The sequence below is a fragment of the Allorhizobium borbori genome, from assembly GCF_014196535.1.
Taxonomy (GTDB): domain Bacteria; phylum Pseudomonadota; class Alphaproteobacteria; order Rhizobiales; family Rhizobiaceae; genus Ectorhizobium; species Ectorhizobium borbori.
Map to the genome: position 1 here is coordinate 171275 of NZ_JACIDU010000010.1, position 21862 is coordinate 193136.

Below are 21862 nucleotides of genomic sequence, written 5' to 3' on the forward strand. Positions count from 1 at the left end.
TCGGCCTGAACCTTCAATCGACGATGCGATAGGGCACGGTGCGGCGAACGTCGTGCTGCACCACCAGCTTGCGTTTCAGCGGCGGCACGGCGCGCTGCACGCAACTCGTGCGTTCGCAGATACGGCAGGAAATGCCGATCGGGTCGAAGGCGCGGCGGTTGTCGAGGTCGAGATCGTCGGCATAGATGAACTCGCCGGCATAGGAAATCTCGCAGCCGAGTGAAATGGCATAGCGCGGCTGGGCGTTGCGGAAGCCGCCGCCGAGCGAAACCTGTGTGGCGAGGCAGAGATAGCGCACGCCATCCGGCGTTTCGGCAAGCTGGCGAATAATGCGACCCGGCATTTCGAAGGCCTGATGCACGTTCCACAGCGGGCAGGCCGCGCCGAAACGGGCGAATTGCAGCTTGGCGGCGGAGTGGCGCTTGGTGATGTTGCCGGCGCGGTCGATGCGGGCGAAGAAGATCGGCACGCCCTTCAGCCCCGGCCGCTGCAGCGTCGAAAGCCTGTGGCACACCTGTTCCAGGCTGGCGCCGAAGCGGGCGGTCAGCAGTTCCAGATCGTGGCGCAGTTCGCGTGCCGCCTTGAGGAAGGACTGGTAGGGCATCATCAGCGCCCCGGCATAGTAGTTATGCAGGCCCATGCGACAGATCTCGAAGGCCTCGTCGCTGCGGAAGCCGGCATTGGCGACGATGGCGTCGATCAGGTCGCCGGCGTTCAACTGGGCAATCAGCAACGCGATCTGGAAGGCCCGCGTCGGGGCCGGCGCATAGGCGTTGAGCGAAAGGATGCGGGTTGCCGGATCATAACGGCGAATGAAGTCGGCCTCGGGGTCGGCGGTCACGACGCGCACCCGGTAGCGTTTTTCGAGGAACTGCGTCAGGGCGATCTGGCTGTCGACACCCTTGAGGTTCAGCTCGCCCGCCAGCCGCTCGGCGGCGAGATCGACCTCGTGGATGTAGTTGTCGACGAAATGGAAGAAGTCGCGCACCTCTTCATAGGGCGTGGTTTCCGTCGTCGCCAGCGCGCCGGTCATCGAATGGTCGAAGCTTGCAAGCTGCTCGGAATTGCGGCGATAGGCCTGATGGCAGGTAATCAGCGCGTGCGCCAGACCCGGCGCATTCTGGGTCACGAGCTTCAGTTCCTGAAGGCTCGGCGAGTAATGTTCGAACAGGGGATCGGCCAAAGCCTCGGAAAGCGCGGAGAGCAGGCGGTCGCCTTCACCCGACGAAAGTTCAGCAATGTCGATGGCGAACTTTTCCGCAAGAGCCAGAAGCACCGCGGCCGAGACCGGGCGCTGGTTGTTCTCGATCTGGTTCAGGTAGGAGGCGGAAATCCCTATGCGCTGGGCGAATTGGGCCTGTGTGGCCTTGTTCGCCTCACGCAGTTCGCGCACCTTTCGCCCGATAAAAAGCTTGCCGATCGCCATGTTCGCAACTTTGCAATTTACTCATTGCAGTTTTGTTATCTCCACATTCGCACATCATCAAGCGTTTTGTTCGGGTGTCGCGAGCGCTATGCGAAAACCCGCGTAGCCTTTTGAAATAAGGCAATTCAGTTCCAAAGGGAGGAGAGTTAAGAGATGCGCGCGATTCTCGAACAGGTTGAGGCGCGGCGCGCCCAGGCTCGGCTCGGAGGCGGTCAGCGCCGCATCGACGCCCAGCACGCCAAGGGCAAGCTGACCGCTCGCGAGCGTATCGAGGTTCTCCTCGATGAAGGCTCCTTCGAAGAGTACGATATGTATGTCAGCCACCGCTGCACCGAATTCGGCATGGCCGAACAGAAGGTGCCGGGCGATGGTGTCGTCACCGGCTGGGGCACGATCAACGGCCGTCAGGTTTACGTCTTTTCGCAGGACTTCACGGTGCTTGGCGGTTCGCTCTCCGAAACCCACGCCCAGAAGATCTGCAAGATCATGGATATGGCCGTCAAGAACGGCGCGCCGGTCATCGGTCTGAACGACTCGGGCGGCGCCCGCATTCAGGAAGGCGTCGACTCGCTTGCCGGTTACGCGGAAGTGTTCAAGCGCAATGTCGATGCCTCGGGCGTCGTGCCGCAGATCTCGGTCATCATGGGCCCCTGCGCCGGTGGCGCGGTTTACTCGCCGGCCATGACCGACTTCATCTTCATGGTGCGCGACTCGTCCTATATGTTCGTGACCGGTCCGGACGTCGTGAAGACGGTGACGAACGAAATCGTCACGGCTGAAGAGCTGGGCGGTGCGACCACCCACACCAAGAAGTCCTCCGTCGCCGATGGCGCCTATGAGAACGACATCGAGGCGCTGGAACAGGTTCGCCTGCTGTTCGATTTCCTGCCGCTCAACAACCGCGAAAAGCCGCCGATCCGTCCGTTCCACGACAATCCGGCCCGCTACGAGGAGCAGCTCAATTCGCTGATCCCGGATTCGTCGACGAAGCCCTACGACATGAAGGAGCTGATCCTGGCTCTGGCTGACGAAGGCGACTTCTTCGAAATCCAGGAAGCCTTCGCGAAGAACATCATCACCGGCTTCATCCGCATGGAAGGCCAGACGGTCGGCGTCGTCGCCAACCAGCCGCTGGTTCTCGCCGGCTGCCTCGACATCGACTCGTCGCGCAAGGCTGCCCGCTTCGTGCGCTTCTGCGATGCCTTCAACATTCCGATCCTGACGCTGGTCGACGTTCCCGGCTTCCTGCCCGGCACGGCGCAGGAATATGGCGGCGTCATCAAGCACGGCGCGAAGCTGCTGTTTGCCTATTCGCAGGCAACGGTGCCGATGGTCACGCTCATCACCCGCAAGGCTTACGGCGGCGCGTATGACGTCATGGCCTCCAAGCACATCGGCGCGGACATCAACTACGCCTGGCCGACGGCTGAAATCGCCGTCATGGGCGCCAAGGGTGCAACGGAAATCCTCTATCGCTCGGAACTGGGCGATGCGGAAAAGATTGCCGCGCGCACCAAGGAATATGAAGAACGCTTCGCCAACCCCTTCGTGGCGGCGGAACGCGGCTTCATCGATGAAGTCATCATGCCCTTCGGCTCGCGCAAGCGCATCGCCCGGGCGTTCGCATCGCTGCGCAACAAGCGCACCGATACGCTCTGGAAGAAGCACGACACGATTCCGCTCTGAGGGGGGAGAGAGACAATGTCTATCAAGAAGATCCTGATCGCCAACCGAGGCGAAATTGCCTGCCGCGTCATCAAGACGGCGAAGAAGATGGGCATCAAGACGGTGGCTGTCTATTCCGACGCTGACCGCGATGCGCTGCACGTCAAGATGGCCGACGAGGCCGTTCACATTGGTCCGGCACCGTCCAACCAGTCCTACATCGTGATCGACAAGATCATGGATGCCATCCGTCAGACGGGCGCCGACGCCGTTCATCCCGGCTACGGCTTCCTGTCGGAAAACCCGCTCTTTGCAGCGGCGCTGGAAAAGGAAGGCGTCACCTTCATCGGCCCGCCGGTCAACGCCGTTGAAGCCATGGGTGACAAGATCACCTCGAAGAAGCTCGCTGCCGAAGCCGGCGTGTCCACCGTTCCGGGCCACATGGGTCTGATCGAGGATGCCGACGAAGCCGTGAAGATTTCCGACCAGATCGGCTATCCGGTCATGATCAAGGCGTCCGCTGGCGGCGGCGGCAAGGGCATGCGTATCGCCTGGAACGCCCAGGAAGCCCGCGAAGGCTTCCAGGCGTCGAAGAACGAAGCCAAGAACTCCTTCGGCGACGACCGCATCTTCATCGAGAAGTTCGTCACCGAGCCGCGCCACATCGAAATCCAGGTTCTCGGCGACAAGCACGGCACCGTGCTTTACCTCGGCGAACGCGAATGCTCGATCCAGCGCCGTAACCAGAAAGTCATCGAAGAGGCGCCGTCTCCCTTCCTCGACGAAGCCACCCGCAAGGCCATGGGCGAACAGGCTGTCGCTCTCGCCAAGGCCGTGGGTTACCACTCGGCCGGCACGGTGGAATTCATCGTCGATGGCAAGGAGAAGAAGTTCTACTTCCTCGAAATGAACACCCGCCTGCAGGTGGAACACCCGGTCACGGAACTCATCACCGGTCTCGACCTCGTCGAGCAGATGATCCGCGTCGCCGGTGGCGAAAAGCTCTCTTTCGGTCAGTCCGATGTGAAGCTGAACGGCTGGGCCGTCGAAAGCCGCCTCTACGCCGAAGATCCTTACCGCAACTTCCTGCCGTCCATCGGCCGCCTGACGCGTTACCGTCCGCCGGCAGAAGGCACGAAGGCCGACGGTACGGTCGTCCGTAACGATACCGGCGTCTTCGAAGGCGGCGAAATCTCGATGTATTACGACCCGATGGTCGCCAAGCTCTGCACCTGGGCTCCGACGCGTATCGAAGCCATCGACGCCATGAGTGCTGCGCTGGACGATTTCGAAGTCGAAGGCATCGGCCACAACCTGCCGTTCCTGTCGGCCGTGATGGAGCATGAGCGCTTCCGCGATGGCCGTCTCACGACCGCCTTCATCGCCGAAGAGTTCCCGGAAGGCTTCACCGGCGTGGCGGCGGATGCCGATCAGGCCCGCAAGCTGGCCGCGATTGCCGCCATCATCAACCAGACGCTCCAGGCCCGCGCGGTGCAGATCACCGGTACGATGGACAACCATCGCCGCGTCGTCCGCAACGACTGGGTGGCCACCATTGCCGGCCATTCCTTCGCTCTGGAACTCGGCACTTCGGCTGATGGCGCCTTCGTGAAGTTCGCCGATGGTGCGGTCTCGCCGGTCAATGGCGGCTGGGTTCCCGGTCAGACGCATGCGACCTTCGTGGTCGATGGTCTCACCATGGGCGTCAAGGTCAACCTGTCGGGCACGGGCATCCGCCTGCGCTGGCGCGGTATCGATGCGGTCGCCCGCGTCCGTTCGCCGCGTGCCGCACAGCTCGCCCTGCTGATGCCGGAAAAGGCACCGCCGGATACCTCGAAGATGCTGCTGTGCCCGATGCCGGGCGTGGTGACGAACATCCTCGTCGCCGTCGGCGATCAGGTCGAGTCCGGTCAGGCGCTTGCCACCGTCGAAGCCATGAAGATGGAAAACACGCTGCGCGCGGAAAAGCGCGCCATCGTCAAGTCCATCCCCGTCAAGGCCGGCCAGAGCCTCGCCGTCGACGAAGTCATCATGGACTTCGAATAAAAAATGCCGAAAACGGGCGGAATTTTTCCGCCCGTTTTCCCCCGTCTTCCGGCCCGTGTCATCATGGCGCCGTTCCGTATCGGAGACACCGCGAGGCGTCGCGGCGAAGCGGAACCGGCGCCCGAGACGGTGAAAAGACGCAGAAGCCGGATCGGGGGCGTGCAGGACGTGCCTTCAGCCGCCATTGCCTTTGGGCAGGGCGGGCATATCCCGCAAGGATATGTGAAGCGGGCGGCGACGGGCGAAACACCGTCGTCCTTCGAAACCGGGCAGCACAAACATCCCGCCAACGGGAGTTGTCCGGCGCGTTACCGGGTGGAGCCGGTATCTGCCCGTGGAATCGAAGTCGCGATCAGGTGCGCAAAAACCGCTGAACGGGGCGCTGGAAGGCGCAACTTTTTAAATTTCTACGAGGCGTTTCCTGCGCCCCGTCCGAACAGGCCGCAGCAGCCCTGCGGAACAACAAGGTCAAAACCACGGTGTCCGGCTTCCGGCGCGCGTGGACAAAGCCATATGAGGAGACAGGCATGTCGGGGGAAAAGACAGTCGCGGACTGGAAGGCACTGGCCGAGAAGGAACTCAAGCGTCCGGCCGATACGCTCATCTGGCACACGCCGGAAGGCATCGATGTGAAGCCGCTTTATACGGCCGAGGATCTGGAAGGTGTCGGTCATCTGGGCACGCTGCCGGGCTTCGATCCGTTCATCCGCGGCCCGCGCGCCACCATGTATGCCGGCCGTCCGTGGACGATCCGCCAATATGCCGGCTTCTCCACCGCCGAAGCCTCGAACGCCTTCTACCGCAAGGCGCTGGCCGCCGGCCAGCAGGGCGTTTCGGTCGCCTTCGACCTTGCCACCCATCGCGGTTACGACAGCAACCATCCGCGCGTGGAAGGCGATGTCGGCAAGGCGGGCGTTGCCATCGATTCGGTCGAGGACATGAAGATCCTGTTCGACGGCATTCCGCTTGAGAACATTTCGGTCTCCATGACCATGAACGGCGCGGTCATCCCGATCCTCGCCAACTTCATCGTCACCGGTGAAGAGCAGGGCGTCTCCCGCGACAAGCTTTCCGGCACCATCCAGAACGACATCCTCAAGGAGTTCATGGTCCGCAATACCTACATCTACCCGCCGGCCCCTTCGATGCGCATCATTGCGGATATCATCGAATACACTGCCAAGGAGATGCCGAAGTTCAACTCCATCTCGATCTCCGGCTACCACATGCAGGAAGCCGGCGCGACGCTGGTGCAGGAACTGGCCTTCACGCTGGCCGACGGTCGCGAATATGTGCGTGCAGCCCTTGCCAAGGGCCTGAACGTCGACGAGTTCGCCGGTCGCCTGTCCTTCTTCTTCGCCATCGGCATGAACTTCTTCATGGAAGCTGCGAAGCTCCGCGCCGCGCGCCTGCTGTGGACGCGCATCATGAAGGAATTCGAGCCGAAGAAGCAGTCGTCGCTGATGCTGCGCACCCATTGCCAGACCTCGGGTGTCTCGCTTCAGGAGCAGGACCCCTACAACAACGTCATCCGCACGGCCTATGAGGCGCTGTCCGCAGCCCTCGGCGGCACGCAGTCGCTGCACACCAACGCTCTGGATGAAGCCATCGCACTGCCGACCGAATTCTCGGCCCGCATCGCCCGCAACACGCAGCTCATCCTGCAGAACGAAACCGGCGTCACCAAGGTGGTCGATCCGCTGGCCGGCTCCTATTACGTCGAAAGCCTTACCAATGAACTGGCCGAAAAGGCCTGGGCGCTGATCGAGGAAGTCGAGGCCATGGGCGGCATGACCAAGGCCGTCGATGCCGGTCTGCCCAAGCGTCTCATCGAGGAAGCCGCGACCCGCCGGCAGGCCGCCGTGGACAAGGGCGAGGAAGTCATTGTCGGCGTCAACAAGTTCCGTCTCGAAAACGAAGAAGCGATCGACATTCTCGAGATCGACAACACCGCCGTTCGTCTGTCGCAGGTCAAGCGCATCGAGGAAACCAAGCGTCGCCGTGATTCGGCTGCGGTCGAGAAGGCGCTGGCCCGTCTCACCGAAGTCGCCCGCACCGGCGAAGGCAACATTCTCGAAGCTGCCGTCGATGCCGCCCGCGAGCGCGCCACCGTCGGCGAAATCTCGGATGCCATGCGCGCCGTGTTCGGCGACCATGCCGCCGTGCCGAAGGTCGTTCGCAACATCTACGGCAAGGCCTATGAGGGCGATCCGGAACTGTCGATCCTCGCCGACCGCCTGAAGACCTACACGGAAGCGAAGGGTGCCGCCCCGCGCATTCTCGTCGCCAAGCTCGGCCAGGACGGTCACGATCGCGGCGCCAAGGTCATCGCGTCGGCCTTCGGTGATATCGGCTTCGATGTCGTCGCCGGCCCGCTCTTCCAGACGCCGGACGAGGCCGCCGATCTGGCGGTGAAGGAAAAGGTGCAGGTCGTCGGCATGTCGTCGCTTGCCGCCGGTCACAAGACGCTGGCGCCGCAGCTTGTCGAGGCGCTGAAGGCCAAGGGTGCGGAACATATCATCGTCGTCGTCGGCGGCGTCATTCCGCGTCAGGATTACGACTATCTGCTGGAGCACGGCGTTTCCGCCGTCTTCGGTCCGGGCACCAATGTCATGGATGCCGCCCGCTCGGTTCTCGATCTGGTCGAAGGCCGCCTGCGCAACGATTGATCCCCACTGGGGGATCATAACGGGAACGCCGCGCACCGGGGGGCTGGAGCGCGGCGTTTTCATTTGCGGAAATGGGAAGGAAAGGCTGAGGCGTCAGGCGGTGCCGAGCAGCGAGAGGGCTTCCTCGGCGATCACCTGTTCCTCGTCCGTGCGGATGACCATCACCTTGACCGCACTGTCTGGTGCCGAAATCACGCCTTCGTTGCGGGCATTGGCCTCGGGGTCGATGCGAACACCAAGGAAGCCGAGGCGGTTCATCACTGCAGCACGAATGATCGGCTGGTTCTCGCCGATACCGGCGGTAAAGACGAGGCCGTCGAGCCCGCCGAGCGATGCGGTCTGGCGGGCCACTTCGCCGGCAATGCGGAAGGTGAAGAGATCGAGCGCCTCCTTCGCCTCCTTCGCGTCGGAGGCGATCAGGGCGCGGGTATCGGCGCTGATGCCGGATACGCCGAGCAGGCCGGAGCGGCGATAGAGCAGGTCCTCCACCGCTGGCCGGCTCATGCTACGCTCGGTCAGGAGGTGCAGCAGCACGCCGGGATCGATGGCACCGCAACGCGTCGCCATGGGAATGCCGTCCAGCGTGGTGAAGCTCATGGAAGTGTCGCGGCTCTTGCCGTCTTCCATGGCGCAGAGGCTGGCGCCGGAGCCGAGATGGGCGGTGATGACGCGGCCCTTCGCCAGCTCGGGATCGCGCCGCGCCAGTTCGGCGGTGATGAACTTGTAGGAGAGGCCGTGGAAACCGTAGCGCCGTATGCCTTCATCGAACATGCCGCGCGGCAGGGCGAAGCGCTGCGTCGTTTCGCTCATGGTGCGGTGGAAGGCGGTGTCGAAGGAGGCCGTCTGCGGCAGGTGCGGCTTCAGTTCGCGAATGGCGTTGATGAGACGCACGATCTGCGGCTGGTGCAGCGGCGCCAGCACGGTCAGCGCCTCGATCTCGGCAAGGCTGGCTTCATCGATCCGCACCGGTCCGTTAAAGTCGCGGCCACCATGCACGACGCGGTGCGCCACCGCGCCGATGGAGGAAAGGTCGAAGTGCTCACCCAGCCACTCGAAGGTTTCCTCGAGAACCTCGGTCATCACTTCGCTGCTTTCCGCCTTCAGCGGCACATCGAAGATATGCGGCCCCTCGGTCAGGTGGAAGGTCAGCGGACGATTGTTGAAATCCAGCATGCCCTTGCCGATCCGCCGCAGGTGGCCCGAACCGTATTCGAACAGGCCGACCTTCACCGTGGAAGAGCCCGTGTTGAAAGTGAGCAGCAGTTTTCCGTCCATATGTCGTCCTCCCGGAGACTTGGCATAGGGCAAGATCACATTCATGTCATCCACCCTGATGTCATTGTTTGTTACATTACACGACAAGGTTACGGTTTCGGACAGCAAGGCAGGCCATTTCATGAATCACAATGTCGTTTCGCCACGGGAAACCCCTGAAACGACAGTGGATCGACAAGCCTGGCATGCGTTGAGCCGCGAGGCGGTTTTCTCGCATCTGGAAACCGGCGAAGCGGGGCTCACGACCCGCTCGGTGCAGGAACGGCTTGCAACCCACGGTGAAAATCGCCTGCCGGAACCACCGCGCCCGCATCCGTTGACGCGCTTTTTGTCGCAGTTCAACAATACGCTGATCTATTTCCTGATTTCCGCCTCCGTCGCTTCCGCCGTGCTGGGTCATGTGGTGGATGCCGTCGTCATTCTCGGCGTGGTGGTGGTGAATGCCGTCGTCGGTTTCGTGCAGGAGGGCAAGGCGGAAAAGGCGCTGGACGCCATCCGCGACATGATTTCCCCGCAAGCCCATGTGGTGCGCGATGGCGAACGCCAGATCATTGATGCCCGCCATGTGGTGCCGGGCGATCTGGTGGTGGTCGAGGCGGGCGACAAGGTGCCCGCCGACCTCCGGCTGGTGCGCGCCTCAAGCCTTCTGGCCGACGAGGCGATCCTGACGGGCGAATCCGTGCCCGCCGAAAAGCACACCGGCACGGTCGCGCCGGAAGCCCCCGTCGCCGAGCGCGCCTCCATGCTTTTTTCGGGCACCATACTGGCGGCGGGGCAGGGCACCGGCGTTGTGGTGGAAACCGGCGCCCGCACCGAAATCGGGCGCATTTCCGCCCTTATCGGCACGGTGCAGCAACTCACCACGCCGCTTCTCATGCAGATCGATCGCTTCGGGCGGCTCATTACCTGGTTCGCGCTGTCGGCGGCGGTGGCACTGTTCTTTTTCGCGCATTTCATCCGCGATTATCACTGGGTCGATGCGCTCATGGTGGTCGTGGCGCTGGCCGTCGGTGTGGTGCCGGAGGGCCTTCCCGCCGTTATCACCATCACGCTCGCCATCGGCGTGCGCCGCATGGCGGCGCGCAATGCCGTGGTGCGCCGTCTGCCGGCGGTGGAAACGCTGGGCTCCACCTCGGTCATCTGCTCGGACAAGACCGGCACGCTGACGAAAAACGAAATGACCGTGGGCCGCATCGCCACGGCCACGGCGATGGCCAGCGTCTCCGGCGCTGGCTATGCGCCGTCGGGCAAGGTCGAGGGGCCGGAAGACCCGGTGCGCGACCGCCTCGTTCTCGCCGGTCTGCTCTGCGGCGATGCCCATCTGAAGCGGGAGGACGATGGCCATTACGCCGTTTTCGGCGATCCCATGGAAGGCGCGCTGGTCACGCTGGCGCTGAAGGCCGGGCTTGACCCGGCCGGGAGCCGGGAAAACTGGCCGCGCCACGCTGACATTCCCTTCGATGCCGCCCACCGTTTCATGGCAACGCTTCATGCCGGCCCCGATGGCGGGCGAATTGTCTTTCTCAAGGGGGCGCCGGAACGTCTTCTGGCCATGTGCGATCGCCAGAAAACCGCAGCGGGTGATGCCCCGGTCGATCCGGTCTATTGGGACGAACGCATCGAGGAAGCGGCCGAAAGCGGCGAGCGCGTGCTGGGTTTTGCCGAACTTGTGCTGCCGCCTGAAACGGATAGCCTGTCGATGGACATGCTGGCGCATGGCCTCGTTTTCCTCGGCGTCGCCGGCTTCATCGATCCGCCGCGTCCGGAGGCGATGAAGGCGGTGGCCGAATGCTGTTCGGCGGGCATCGCCGTCAAGATGATTACCGGCGATCACGGTGCCACGGCGGCGGCGATTGCCCGCATGCTCGGCATCGCCGAAAACCCGGTGGTGGTCACCGGCGTCGAGGTCGACGGGTTGTCCGATGCGGAACTGGAGGCAGTCGCGCTCAAAACCAGCGTCTTTGCCCGCACCAGCCCGGAACACAAGCTGCGCATCGTGCGCGCCCTTCAGGCCAACGGGCTGGTCGTCGCCATGACCGGCGATGGCGTCAACGACGCGCCTTCGCTCAAGCAGGCGGATGTCGGCATCGCCATGGGCCGCAAGGGCACGGAAGCTGCCAAGCAAGCGGCGGAAATGGTGCTGGTGGACGATAATTTCGCCTCCATCGTCGCCGCCGTGCATGAGGGTCGCACGGTCTATGACAATATCCGCAAGGTCATCGGCTGGACGTTGCCCACCAATGGCGGCGAGTTCCTGGCGGTGGTCTTCGCCATCCTCTTCGGCCTTGCCCTGCCGATGACGCCGGTGCAGATCCTCTGGGTCAACATGATCATCACCGTCACGCTCGGGCTGGTGCTGGCCTTCGAGCCGCCGGAACCGGGCGTCATGGCGCGTCGCCCGCGCCGGCGCGATGCCTCGCTCGTCACGCCCTTCCTGCTCTGGCGCATCGTCTTCGTGTCGTTCCTATTCATGCTCGGCGTCTTCGGCGTCTATTTCTACGCGCTCGGCAATGGCGACAGCGAGGCGGTGGCGCGCACGCTCGTCGTCAACGCCATCGCCGCCATGGAAATCTTCTACCTGTTCAACGTCCGTTACCTGCACATGACATCGTTCACGCTGACCGGCCTCAAGGGCACGCGCGCCGTGCTTCTGGCCGTCGGGGGGCTGGTGGTCGCGCAGTTCGGCTTCACCTACCTGCCCTTCATGAACGATCTCTTCGGCAGTGCCCCGGTTTCCTTCACGGATGGCGTCGTCACCGTCGCGGTTGGCGTCGCCATGCTCGCCGTGCTTGAGGTGGAAAAATGGCTGGTCCGGAGGCTCGGCTGGTTTGCCGACGAGGTGTAGCGGCGGGTTAGCCGCCCTCCTGTCCGAACCGGTCGCGCCAGGCCTTTTGCGCGCCCGCCACCGGCAGAGCCGTTGCCTCGAACACGCCGCGCGCCACGGCCCGCGCCATCACCATTGTCGCGAGATGGCAAAGTTCCATGAAGGCGGCGGGCTGGGCAAGTGGCACCTTGCCGGTGGCTGCGGCAAAGATCGTGTCACCATCGGCGGGCAGGTGCGCGGGCAGCAGGGCGCGGGCCAGTCCGTCATGGGCCATGATGGACAGCCGGTGCGCTTCGGCCTTGGTCAGCACGGCATCGGTCACGATGGCGCCGATGGTGGTGGCCTTCAAGTTCACGCCCTTCAGCCGCATGGCATAATGGTCCGGTGAAAGCCGTTGGGGCTGGCCGAGCCCGCCGAATTCCTTTTCCTGCTCGAAAGGGGCGGACCAGAAATGCGGACCGTCACCCACCGTTGCCGAGCCCAGCGCATTCACCGCAACGATGGCGGCGATCTTCGCGCCACCGGAAGCGGCAGCGCTTGCCGAACCCAGCCCGCCCTTGAAGGTCGCGGTCGTCGCGCCGGTTCCGGCACCGACGCTGCCCAGTGCGAAGGGGGCCTTGCCCGCCGCGCGGAAGGCCTCATAGCCCATGTCGCGATAGGGCGAGTGCAGACCCCAGTCCTTGTCGCCGCCGTTCAGCAGATCCATCAGGATTGCCTGCGGCACGATGGGCACGCGGGTCGTGCCGACCGGCAGGCCCCGGCCGATGGCGCGCAGACCCGCCTGCACGCCGCCCGCCGCATCCAGCCCGAAGGCCGAACCGCCGGAGAGCACGAAGGCATCGGCCACCTGCACGGTCATGGCGGGGTCGAGCAGGGCCGTATCGCGCCCGCCCGGTGCGCCGCCCAGCACGGAACCCGAGGCAATGGCGGGTTCATCGAACACGATCACCGTCACGCCGGAGCCGAGTTTCAGGTCGGTGGCATGGCCAACGGCGACGCCTTCGATGTCGGTCAGAAGGTTGTGCATTGCGGTTTTCCCCTGCACACCGGTCTTATGCTTCAGTCGAATTCCGTTTTCCCGGCGTGTCTGTATTCTGTGCCACGGGAGAAGAGGAGGTTCCACCATGAATTTCAGCCAGATTCTGGGCGTCGTTGCCAACAACAAGACGCGCACCGTGTGCGGTTTCGCACTTGCCGGTGTGCTCAGCACCTACGTTTACATGCTGGCCAGCTACTAAACGGCTTCCATTCGTTCCGTCACCTGCGCCGTCAATTCCTGAAGGGAACTGGCGGCGTTCAGCCGTGTCCAGTTCACAGGGCCCGGATCGCGGCAAAGCTGCCTGTCGAGAACGTCGGGCGTCGCATCGGAATCGCCCTGGCCGCGCGCCAGAATGCGGGCTTTCAGCACATCCGCCGGCGCTTTCAGCCAGAAGCCGGTGAAGGATACGCCGAGATCCGCCGCCATGGCTTCCATCGCCGTGCGGTCCTCGGCCCGGTCGAACACGGCATCAACCACCGCCACCCCGCCGCCCTCGAGAATGGTGCGGGCGCGGTCGGCCAATTCGCCATAGACCAGCTCCGAAACCTCGGGCCTGTAGGCTTCCAGCGGCAGCCGTTCGCAGGGACCGGCGCGAAACAGCGCCTTGCGCAGCCGGTCGCTTTCCAGAAGCCGCGCGCCGGGCGGCGTGCCGAATGTCGGGGCCAGCGCCATGGCGAGCGTCGATTTGCCGGAGCCGGAGAGGCCGCCTATGGCGATCAGGCGCGGTTTTGTGTCGGTCAGAAGATCGTTAGCCAGCTTAAAATATTCCCGCGCACTCGCCATCAGCGCCGTCGCGCCACGGTCCGCGTGTTCGGCCTGCGTGGCAATCACATGGGCGCGCACCTCGGCGCGGATCGCCATCATGAGCGGCAGAAGGCGAAAGCCCCCGTCGTCAGCGCTGCGGTCGAGATAGCGGTTGACGGTGGCATTGGCGAGGTCTGGCAGGCCGCGATGCCAGAGGTCCATCAGCAGATAGGCGAGGTCGTAGAGAACGTCGATGGAGGCGATCTGGTCGTTGAACTCGATGCAGTCGAACAGGCGCGGGCCATCCGCCGTGCGGTAGATGTTGCGCAGGTGAAGATCGCCATGGCAGAGCTTCAGCCTGCCGGCACGTTCGCGGGCATCGAGCAGGGCGGCGTGGCGGGCAAGCGCCTTGCGCAGCGCCGCATCGAGCCTGGCGACCTCGTCCGCCGCAAAGCCGTGCGAAGTGGCGAAGCCGGCGCGGTTGATGTCGAGCACGCCCTGGATATTGGCGGCTCCGCCGCCGCTGTGCAGCACTTGCGCCTTCTCGTGAAAGCCGGCAATGGCGATTGCCGTCTCTTCCATCAGCGCGGTGTCGAGCGCATGGCGTTCGGCCAGCCGGTCGAACAATTCGGCCTCGTCGAAGCGGTGCATTTCCACCACCGCATCCACCAGCGCGCCCGGACCGTCGAACTCGAGGCCGCCGTCTTCGCTGCGGGTAATGCGCCGTGTGCCGAGATAGAGATCAGGTGCTGTGCGGCGGTTCAGCATCACCTCGTTTTCGCAGGCCGCAAGGCGCAGTTCCGGCGTGGAAAAATCGGCATAGGGCAGCTTTACCGCTTTCTTCAGTTTGAACACCCTTTCGCCGGAAAGCAGCACGATGGAAATGTGTGTTTCCACCCGCTTGCGGTCGCCCTGCGCCATCTGCCCTTCGATGAAGGCAATCGTTCCGGTCTGGCTGTCGGTCATGGCACGGCTCTCCCTCTCGCAAGCGAGTCTAGGCCGTTTTCATGTCAGGACAAAATGCGAAAGATCAAAAAGCCGGGGTTTTCGCCCCGGCTTCCAATTGCCTCAAACCAGCGCCGCGCAGGCCTTGGCCATGCGCGCCAGCGCTTCCTTCAGTTCCGCTTCCGAGGTGGCGTAGGAAATGCGGAAATAGGGCGAAAGGCCGAAGGCAGCGCCCGGCACGAGGGCGACATGGACGCTTTCCAGCAGATAGCTGGCGAAATCGCGGTCGGTCTCGATCACCTTGCCATCCGGCGTCTTCTTGCCGATCAGGCCGGCGCAGGAGGCGAAGGTGTAGAAGGCGCCTTCGGGTTTCGGGCAGACGATGCCGGGAATGGCGTTGAGGCCCTCGACCACGAGATCGCGGCGCTTCTCGAAGGATTTGCAGCGCTCCAGAACGATGTCCTGCGGGCCGTTCAGCGCTTCAACCGCAGCCGCCTGGCCGACGGAAGACGGGCAGGACGTGGCCTGTCCCTGCACCACGGCCATGGCCTTGATGAGCGCCTTCGGGCCGCCGGCATAGCCGATGCGCCAGCCGGTCATGGCATAGGCCTTGGAAACGCCGTTCATGGTCAGCGTCCGGTCCTTCAGGCGCGGCTCAAGCTGGGCCGGGGTCACGAATTCAAGCCCGTCATAGAGGATGTGCTCATACATGTCGTCGACCATCAGCCAGACATGGGGATGCCTGAGCAGCACGTCGAGGATCGGGCGATAGTGGCCGGCGGTATAGGCAGCGCCCGTCGGGTTCGACGGCGAGTTCAGCATCAGCCAGCGGGTCTTCGGCGTGATGGCGGCCTCAAGGTCTTCCGGCGTCAGGCGGAAGCCGTTCGCTTCGAGGCAGGGCACCAGCACCGGCACGCCGCCGGCGATCTGGACGATATCCGAATAGGAGGTCCAGTAGGGGGTGGGAATGATAACTTCGTCGCCGGGGTTCACCGTCGCCATGATGGCGTTGAAGATGACCTGCTTGGCTCCGGTCGAAACCGTGATTTCGTCAAGCGCATAATCCAGCCCGTTGTCGCGCTTGAACTTGGCGGCAATGGCCTTCTTCAGTTCCACCGTACCATCCAGCGCGGTATATTTGGTCTGGCCCGCCTTGATGGCGGCCCAGGCACCTTCCTTGATGTTGTCGGGCGTGTCGAAGTCAGGCTCGCCGGCGCCGAGAATGATGACGTCGAGCCCTTCCTTCTTCATGCCCTGCGCGCGGGCGGTGATGCGTACTATTTCCGAAACGGCAATCGAGGTTACACGCTCGGCGGGGCGGAAGTCCGCCCCGATGGTTTCGATGACGGACATGGTTTCCGCTCCTTATTCGACGTCGAACTTGACGCCCTGCGCCAGCGGCAGCGAGGAGCCATAGTTGATGGTGTTGGTGGCGCGGCGCATATAGGCCTTCCACGCATCCGAACCCGATTCACGGCCGCCGCCGGTTTCCTTCTCGCCACCGAAAGCGCCGCCGATTTCAGCGCCCGAGGGGCCGATATTGACGTTGGCAATGCCGCAATCCGAACCGCGGGCCGAGGTGAAGGCTTCCGCCTCGCGCACGTCGTTGGTGAAGATGGAGGACGACAGGCCCTGCGGCACGGCGTTGTTGAGTTCCAGAGCGTCATCGAAGTTCGAATACTTGATGACGTAGAGGATCGGCGCGAAGGTTTCCTCGACCACCGGGCCCACCTGTTCAGGCATCTCGACGATGGCCGGGCGCACGTAGAAGGCGTTGGCGGCTTCGTTGGCCAGCAGGCGTTCGCCGCCCGAGACACTGCCGCCGGCGGCCTTGGCCTCTTCCAGCGCCTTCTGCATGCCGTTGAAGGCGGCTTCGTCGATCAGCGGGCCGACCAGCGTGCCGGCTTCCAGCGGATTGCCGACCGGAACCGAACCGTAGGCCTTCTTCAGGCGCGGCACGAGCGTGTCGTAAACGCTTTCATGCACGAAGAGGCGGCGCAGCGAGGTGCAGCGCTGACCGGCGGTGCCCATGGCAGCGAAGGCAACGCCACGCAGCGTAAGATCGAGATTGGCAGAAGGCGTGACGATGGCGGCGTTGTTGCCGCCGAGTTCCAGAATGGCGCGGGCGAAACGGCCGGCGAGCTTCGGACCGACGGCGCGGCCCATGCGGGTGGAACCGGTGGCCGAAACCAGCGGCACCTTCGGATGGTCGACCAGCGCTTCACCGACGGCAGCGCCGCCAATCAGGAGCGTCGACAGGCCGTCGGGGGCGGTGTAGCCGGCCTCGACGTAGCGCTTCAGCGCCTTTTCGAAAATGGCGTGGCTGGCAATCGCCGTCAGCGGCGTCTTTTCAGAGGGCTTCCAGACGATGGAATTGCCTGCGACGAGCGCGAGGGCGGCGTTCCACGACCACACGGCCACGGGGAAGTTGAAGGCGGAAATGATGCCGACGACGCCGAGCGGATGCCAGGTTTCCATCATGCGGTGGTCGGCGCGCTCGGTTGCGATGGTCAGGCCGTAAAGCTGGCGGGAGAGACCGACGGCGAAATCGCAGATGTCGATCATTTCCTGCACTTCGCCGAGGCCTTCGGAGGTGATCTTGCCGGCTTCGATGGAAACGAGACGGCCGAGTTCAGACTTGGCCGCGCGCAGTTCCTCACCCAGAAGGCGGATCAGTTCGCCACGCTTGGGGGCGGGCACGAGACGCCATTCCAGAAACGCCTTGTGGGCGGCATCGATGGCCTTGGTGGCCTCGGCCGGGCCGACTTCCTGAGCGGAGCCGAGCGCTTCGCCGGTGACGGGCGAGCGGACGGCAAGCGTGCCTTCCTTCCAGATGGCGGCGGGCACACCGAGACGGCTGAGAATCGCGCCGGCTTCGGCGGCAAGGTCATAGGTCGTGAGCGTCATGGTCTTCCTTCCGGAGTTCTTGTCTTTGGTCAATGGACGTGGGTGTTAGATAGGGCGGGCAACGGCCCGCGTCCATCAGAAGCGTGCGCCGGCGAAATGCGCGATCTGCGCACCGGCTTCGTAATAGGCCTCCTTCAGCGGGCGGAAGGCGGGCAGGCGCACATCCGTCAGCGGCAGGGGAAGGTCGGCTTCAGCAATCTGGCCGAGAACGTGTTCGGCCAGCGTCTTGCCGAAAATCGTGCCCGGCGCGATGCCGCGGCCATTATAGGCGGAGAAACCGACAGCCTTCGGGCCGAACTTGTGGAAGCGGGGAAGCGCGTCGTCGGACATGCCGATCCAGCCGAACCATTCTGCTTCGAACTCGACATCGCCGATCTGCGGAAAGAGCTTCTTCACCGAACGCTTCGACCATTCGCGGTGCACGGCATGGCCGGTATTGCGCAGAGCGCCCACCGAACCGAACACCAGACGGCCGGCCTTGTCCATGCGGAAGGACGAAAGTACCTCCACCGTATCCCAGCAGCCTTCGCGGCCCGGCAGCACGGTTTCAAGCTGGGAAGGCGTCAGCGGCTTCGTGGCGAAGTTGAAATAGGGCAGGTAGACCTGTTCCTTGCGGATTTTCTCGAACGGGCCGGTGGAATAGGCGTCGGTGGAAAATACCAGCCAGGGGGCGGTTACAGAACCGCGATCAGTCTTCACCGTCCAGCGGCCACCTTCATAGGCAAGGCCGGTCGCTGCACTTTTCGTGTGGATCGAAACACCGGCGGCGATGGCGATCCTGGCAAGACCGCGGGCATAGGCCAGCGGCTGCAGCGTGCCGGCACGCGGATCATGCAGCGAACCTGCATAAGCGGTGGAGCCGACGCGCTTTGCCGTTTCTTCGGCCGAAAGCACCTTTACCGGGGCGCCGCGCGCCGACCATTGCCGCTGGCGTTCCTCGATTTCCTTCAGGCCGCTTTCGCCGACGGCCAGATGCAGCGTGCCGTTGGTTTCGAGTTCGCATTCGATGCCGTGCTTCTGGATCAGCGTCCGTACGTAAAGCGGTGCATCGCCCAGGAGGTTCAGCAGGCGCTCGCCGTAGATCGGGCCGAGCACGTCCGGCAACTCCTGCGGCATGGTCCACATGCCGCCATTGATGAGGCCGACATTGCGGCCAGCGCCGCCATAGCCCACTTCCACCGCCTCGACCACGACGACCTTCTTGCCGGCTTCGGCCAGATGCAGCGCCGCGGAAAGGCCGGTATAGCCTGCGCCGACGATGACGACATCGGCGATTACCGCCTTGTCCAGCGCGGGCGTTACGGGAGCTTCGGGTGCGGTCTGTTCCCACAGGCCGTGGGTCAGCGGATTGTTCAACATGGCGGCTCGATCCGAATGGTGGCACGGGAAAGGGGGAGGGAAGACATCATTCCGTGCGCATGACGGTTTTCCTCTTTACAGCGCCTTCGCGCGCGTGAATATCGCTCAATGTTCAAGAGTTCATTCCCGGAGAGAATGACCATGCTGCCCGCCCGTCGTTTCCTGCCGTCCCTTTCGTTGCTCTCGGCTTTCGAGGCCGCGGCCCGCACCGGCTCCGTCACGGCGGCAGCCAGGGAATTGCAACTGACCCAGAGCGCCGTCAGCCGCCAGATTCGACTGCTGGAGGAGCAGATTGGCGCCGATCTCTTTCTGCGGGAACGCCAGACCATCCGGCTGACGCTTGCCGGCGAAAGCTATGTGCGGGAAATCCGCGAGGCGCTGAAGCGCATCTCCTCGGCCTCACTCAACCTTCGCGCCAATCCCAAGGGTGGTTCGCTCAATCTCGCCATCCTGCCCACCTTCGGCACGCGCTGGCTTGCGCCGCGGCTTGCCTCGTTTCTGGCGGATAATCCGGGCGTCACGGTCAATCTCACCACACGCCTGCAACCCTTCGATTTCCGGCTGGAAACGATCGATGCCGCCATCCATTTCGGCATGCCGCACTGGCCAGGGGCGGAACTCACCTTCCTGATGAAGGAAAAGGTGATGCCGGTATGCAGTCCGGCCTTTCGCGAAAGGCATGGGCTTGGCGAGCCGACGGCCCTGCTTGCGGCACCGCTCCTTCACATGACGACGCGGCCCGATGCCTGGGAAAACTGGCTGACGGCGAACGGTGTTCCCTTCGAGAGCGTGCACGGCATGCTGTTCGACCAGTTCTCGACCATGGCGGAGGCCGCCGCCAGCGGACTGGGCGCGGCGCTCATTCCCACCATCCTCATCGAGAGCGAGTTGCAACGCGGGACGCTGGTGCCCGCCGGAGCAATCATGGAAAATGCCGGCAGCTACTATCTCGCCTTCACCAGCGAGCGCGCGGACTACCCGCCCCTGGCCGCTTTCCGGCAATGGGTGGTGAAACAGGCGGGCGCAGGCTTGCCGCACCCGGCCCTGACGGCGTAATTTCATCTCAGACCGGCGGCCTGGCCGCCGCTTCGCAAGCAACAGGACCCCATTCATGAAACCGATCTTCATTCAGCTTCAATGCGCCCCCGGCCGGACTTACGAGGTTGCCGATGCGCTCTACAAGGCCGAAGTCGTCTCCGAGCTGTATTCGACAAGCGGCGAGTACGATCTCCTGATGAAGATCTACCTGACGGCCGATCAGGATGCCGGCAAGTTCATCAACGAGAAGATCGCCAGCATTCCCGGCATCGTCCGCACGCTGACGACGATGACGTTTACCGCTTTCTGAACCGGGCCGGACATTCCCCCAGTCTTCGACGTTGGCCGTTCCCCCCGCCGGATTATGCTGGCAGGATCGCATTTCGTTTCGGGGGAAAGCCATGCGCCTTGCCGTTCTCGCCGCTCTCGTTTCCGGCCTCGTGCCGGAAATGGCCGCCGCGGAAAATCTCAAGTTCTACGAAAAGCCGATCAGCACCATGGCCGAGTGCCATGCCCTTCTGGCGCTCCAGGCGCCGGACTGGAAAACGTCGCCCGACGTTATCGTGCGCAAACTGTCCAACGGGGCGGAACTGATCGATCATTGCATGGCCGATGGCGTGGCCGAATTCTACTGCAATCCCAAGGGCAAGCAGGCGATGGTCGGCGTCCTTGTCGATCAGACGGTGGCCGTGTGCCGGAAGACGGCGCCGAAGCTCAAGGTCCGCAAGGGCGATATGCTGTTTGCCCGCTGAGGGGCGGGATTGTGGTGCCGGGTGAGGATGATAACCCTTCCTCTCCCGGCCCTTTGCCTGTTATTCGGGCCGTTCGGCCCGAACCCTCATCACCCCATCCGCTCGGATGCGTAGGAGCCCGGGCTGGCCGGGAAGACGACCGTGCGGTTGCCGTTGATGAAGGTGCGGTGGTGGATATGGGCGTGGATGGCCCGTGCCAGCACCAGATTTTCCACGTCGCGACCGAGCGAGACATAATCGTCCGGTGACTGGGCATGCGTCACGCGCACCGTATCCTGTTCTATGATCGGGCCTTCATCAAGATCGGCGGTCACGTAATGGGCCGTGGCCCCGATCAGCTTCACGCCGCGCTCGTAGGCCTGCTTGTAGGGGTTGGCGCCCTTGAAGCTCGGCAGGAAGGAATGGTGGATATTGATGATGCGGCCCGACATCTTCTGGCAGAGATTGTCCGAGAGAATCTGCATGTAGCGAGCCAGCACGATAAGGTCGGTGCCGGATTGCTCGACGAGATCGAGAATCTGCGCCTCGGCCTGCGGCTTGTTTTCCTTGGTCACCTTGATGTGGTGGAAGGGAATGTCGTGGTTCACGACGACCTTCTGGTAATCGAAGTGGTTGGAAACGACGCCGACGATGTCGATCGGCAGCGCGCCGATCCGCCAGCGATAGAGCAGGTCGTTCAGGCAATGGCCGAAGCGCGACACCATGAGGAGAACCTTCATGGGCTTGTCGGCATCGTAGATCTGGTAGGTCATGCCGAAGGGCGCGGCCACCGGAGCGAAGCCGTCGTAAAGGTCCTGCTGCGGAATACCCTCTTCCGAGCGGAAGGAGACGCGCATGAAGAATTTGCCGGTTTCGAAGTCGTCGAACTGCGAGCTGTCGGCGATATTGCAACCTCGGCCTGCCAGATACCCGGAAATGGCGGCGACGATGCCGCGCGCGGACTTGCAGGTTACGGTCAGGACATAGGTTTTCATAGTCTTTATTCCTCATTGCCGGGCAAACTCACCGGGCGTTGCCGCTCTAACCCAAAGGAAGGGCGCCGGACAAGGCCGGCGCCTTCATTTCATCGTGTCACCGTCTCAGACATCGAGAGTAGTGTTGTGTTCCCATTGTGAGAACTGTGAGCAGTATGTGTTCCACTCACGGTGTTTGAGCTTGAGGTATGCGGTTGAG

At 63.4% G+C, this 21862-nt stretch carries 15 protein-coding genes; 7 read left to right on the forward strand and 8 right to left on the reverse strand.

Annotation, left to right across the window (positions count from 1 at the left end; genetic code table 11):
• Window positions 1–13: 13 nt before the first annotated feature.
• Window positions 14–1426: a helix-turn-helix domain-containing protein gene (locus tag GGQ66_RS13745; protein WP_183793287.1), complete on the reverse strand. Its 1413-nt coding sequence runs from the start codon at window positions 1424–1426 to the stop codon at window positions 14–16.
• A gap of 153 nt (window positions 1427–1579) precedes the next feature.
• On the opposite strand from GGQ66_RS13745, the gene GGQ66_RS13750 reads away from it, so the two are divergent.
• The 3 genes from GGQ66_RS13750 (at window position 1580) to scpA (ending at window position 7806) form a co-directional block, all read left to right on the forward strand.
• A complete protein-coding gene (locus tag GGQ66_RS13750) occupies window positions 1580–3112 on the forward strand; it encodes an acyl-CoA carboxylase subunit beta (protein WP_183793288.1) in 1533 nt (510 codons plus the stop codon).
• 15 nt (window positions 3113–3127) lie between these two features.
• Complete coding sequence (locus GGQ66_RS13755; protein WP_183793289.1) at window positions 3128–5137, forward strand: acetyl-CoA carboxylase biotin carboxylase subunit; 2010 nt, start codon at window positions 3128–3130, stop codon at window positions 5135–5137.
• A gap of 527 nt (window positions 5138–5664) precedes the next feature.
• A complete protein-coding gene (scpA, locus tag GGQ66_RS13760) occupies window positions 5665–7806 on the forward strand; it encodes a methylmalonyl-CoA mutase (protein WP_183793290.1) in 2142 nt (713 codons plus the stop codon).
• Between the two features lie 93 nt (window positions 7807–7899).
• Here scpA and GGQ66_RS13765 read toward each other — a convergent pair whose 3' ends face one another.
• Window positions 7900–9081: an acetate/propionate family kinase gene (locus GGQ66_RS13765; protein ID WP_183793291.1), complete on the reverse strand. Its 1182-nt coding sequence runs from the start codon at window positions 9079–9081 to the stop codon at window positions 7900–7902.
• A gap of 121 nt (window positions 9082–9202) precedes the next feature.
• On the opposite strand from GGQ66_RS13765, the gene GGQ66_RS13770 reads away from it, so the two are divergent.
• A complete protein-coding gene (locus GGQ66_RS13770; RefSeq protein ID WP_183793292.1) occupies window positions 9203–11926 on the forward strand; it encodes a cation-transporting P-type ATPase in 2724 nt (907 codons plus the stop codon).
• Between the two features lie 7 nt (window positions 11927–11933).
• On the opposite strand, the gene GGQ66_RS13775 is transcribed toward GGQ66_RS13770, so the two are convergent.
• From GGQ66_RS13775 to GGQ66_RS13795, 5 genes are all read right to left on the reverse strand, one after another.
• The gene (locus GGQ66_RS13775; protein WP_183793293.1) at window positions 11934–12932 is read right to left on the reverse strand and encodes a P1 family peptidase; all 999 of its coding nucleotides are present in this window, start codon (window positions 12930–12932) and stop codon (window positions 11934–11936) included.
• A gap of 207 nt (window positions 12933–13139) precedes the next feature.
• Window positions 13140–14654, reverse strand: a complete 1515-nt coding sequence (locus GGQ66_RS13780) for a bifunctional aminoglycoside phosphotransferase/ATP-binding protein (protein WP_183793294.1) — start codon at window positions 14652–14654, stop codon at window positions 13140–13142.
• 102 nt (window positions 14655–14756) lie between these two features.
• Window positions 14757–15986 (reverse strand): pyridoxal phosphate-dependent aminotransferase, encoded by a 1230-nt coding sequence (locus tag GGQ66_RS13785; protein ID WP_183793295.1) that lies wholly within the window; start codon window positions 15984–15986, stop codon window positions 14757–14759.
• A 12-nt stretch (window positions 15987–15998) separates the two neighbouring features.
• A complete protein-coding gene (gene amaB / locus GGQ66_RS13790) occupies window positions 15999–17540 on the reverse strand; it encodes an L-piperidine-6-carboxylate dehydrogenase (RefSeq protein ID WP_183793296.1) in 1542 nt (513 codons plus the stop codon).
• A 75-nt stretch (window positions 17541–17615) separates the two neighbouring features.
• On the reverse strand, window positions 17616–18899 hold the full coding sequence (locus GGQ66_RS13795) for an NAD(P)/FAD-dependent oxidoreductase (RefSeq protein WP_183793297.1): 1284 nt from the start codon (window positions 18897–18899) through the stop codon (window positions 17616–17618).
• A 135-nt stretch (window positions 18900–19034) separates the two neighbouring features.
• On the opposite strand from GGQ66_RS13795, the gene GGQ66_RS13800 reads away from it, so the two are divergent.
• From GGQ66_RS13800 to GGQ66_RS13810, 3 genes are all read left to right on the forward strand, one after another.
• On the forward strand, window positions 19035–19955 hold the full coding sequence (locus GGQ66_RS13800; RefSeq protein WP_183793298.1) for a LysR family transcriptional regulator: 921 nt from the start codon (window positions 19035–19037) through the stop codon (window positions 19953–19955).
• A gap of 55 nt (window positions 19956–20010) precedes the next feature.
• Window positions 20011–20247, forward strand: coding sequence for an Lrp/AsnC ligand binding domain-containing protein (locus GGQ66_RS13805; protein WP_183793299.1), 237 nt, complete (start codon window positions 20011–20013; stop codon window positions 20245–20247).
• A gap of 91 nt (window positions 20248–20338) precedes the next feature.
• Window positions 20339–20689 (forward strand): hypothetical protein, encoded by a 351-nt coding sequence (locus GGQ66_RS13810; RefSeq protein ID WP_183793300.1) that lies wholly within the window; start codon window positions 20339–20341, stop codon window positions 20687–20689.
• Window positions 20690–20778: 89 nt separating this feature from the next.
• On the opposite strand, the gene purU is transcribed toward GGQ66_RS13810, so the two are convergent.
• Window positions 20779–21663, reverse strand: coding sequence for a formyltetrahydrofolate deformylase (gene purU / locus GGQ66_RS13815; protein WP_183793301.1), 885 nt, complete (start codon window positions 21661–21663; stop codon window positions 20779–20781).
• Window positions 21664–21862 lie beyond the last annotated feature (199 nt).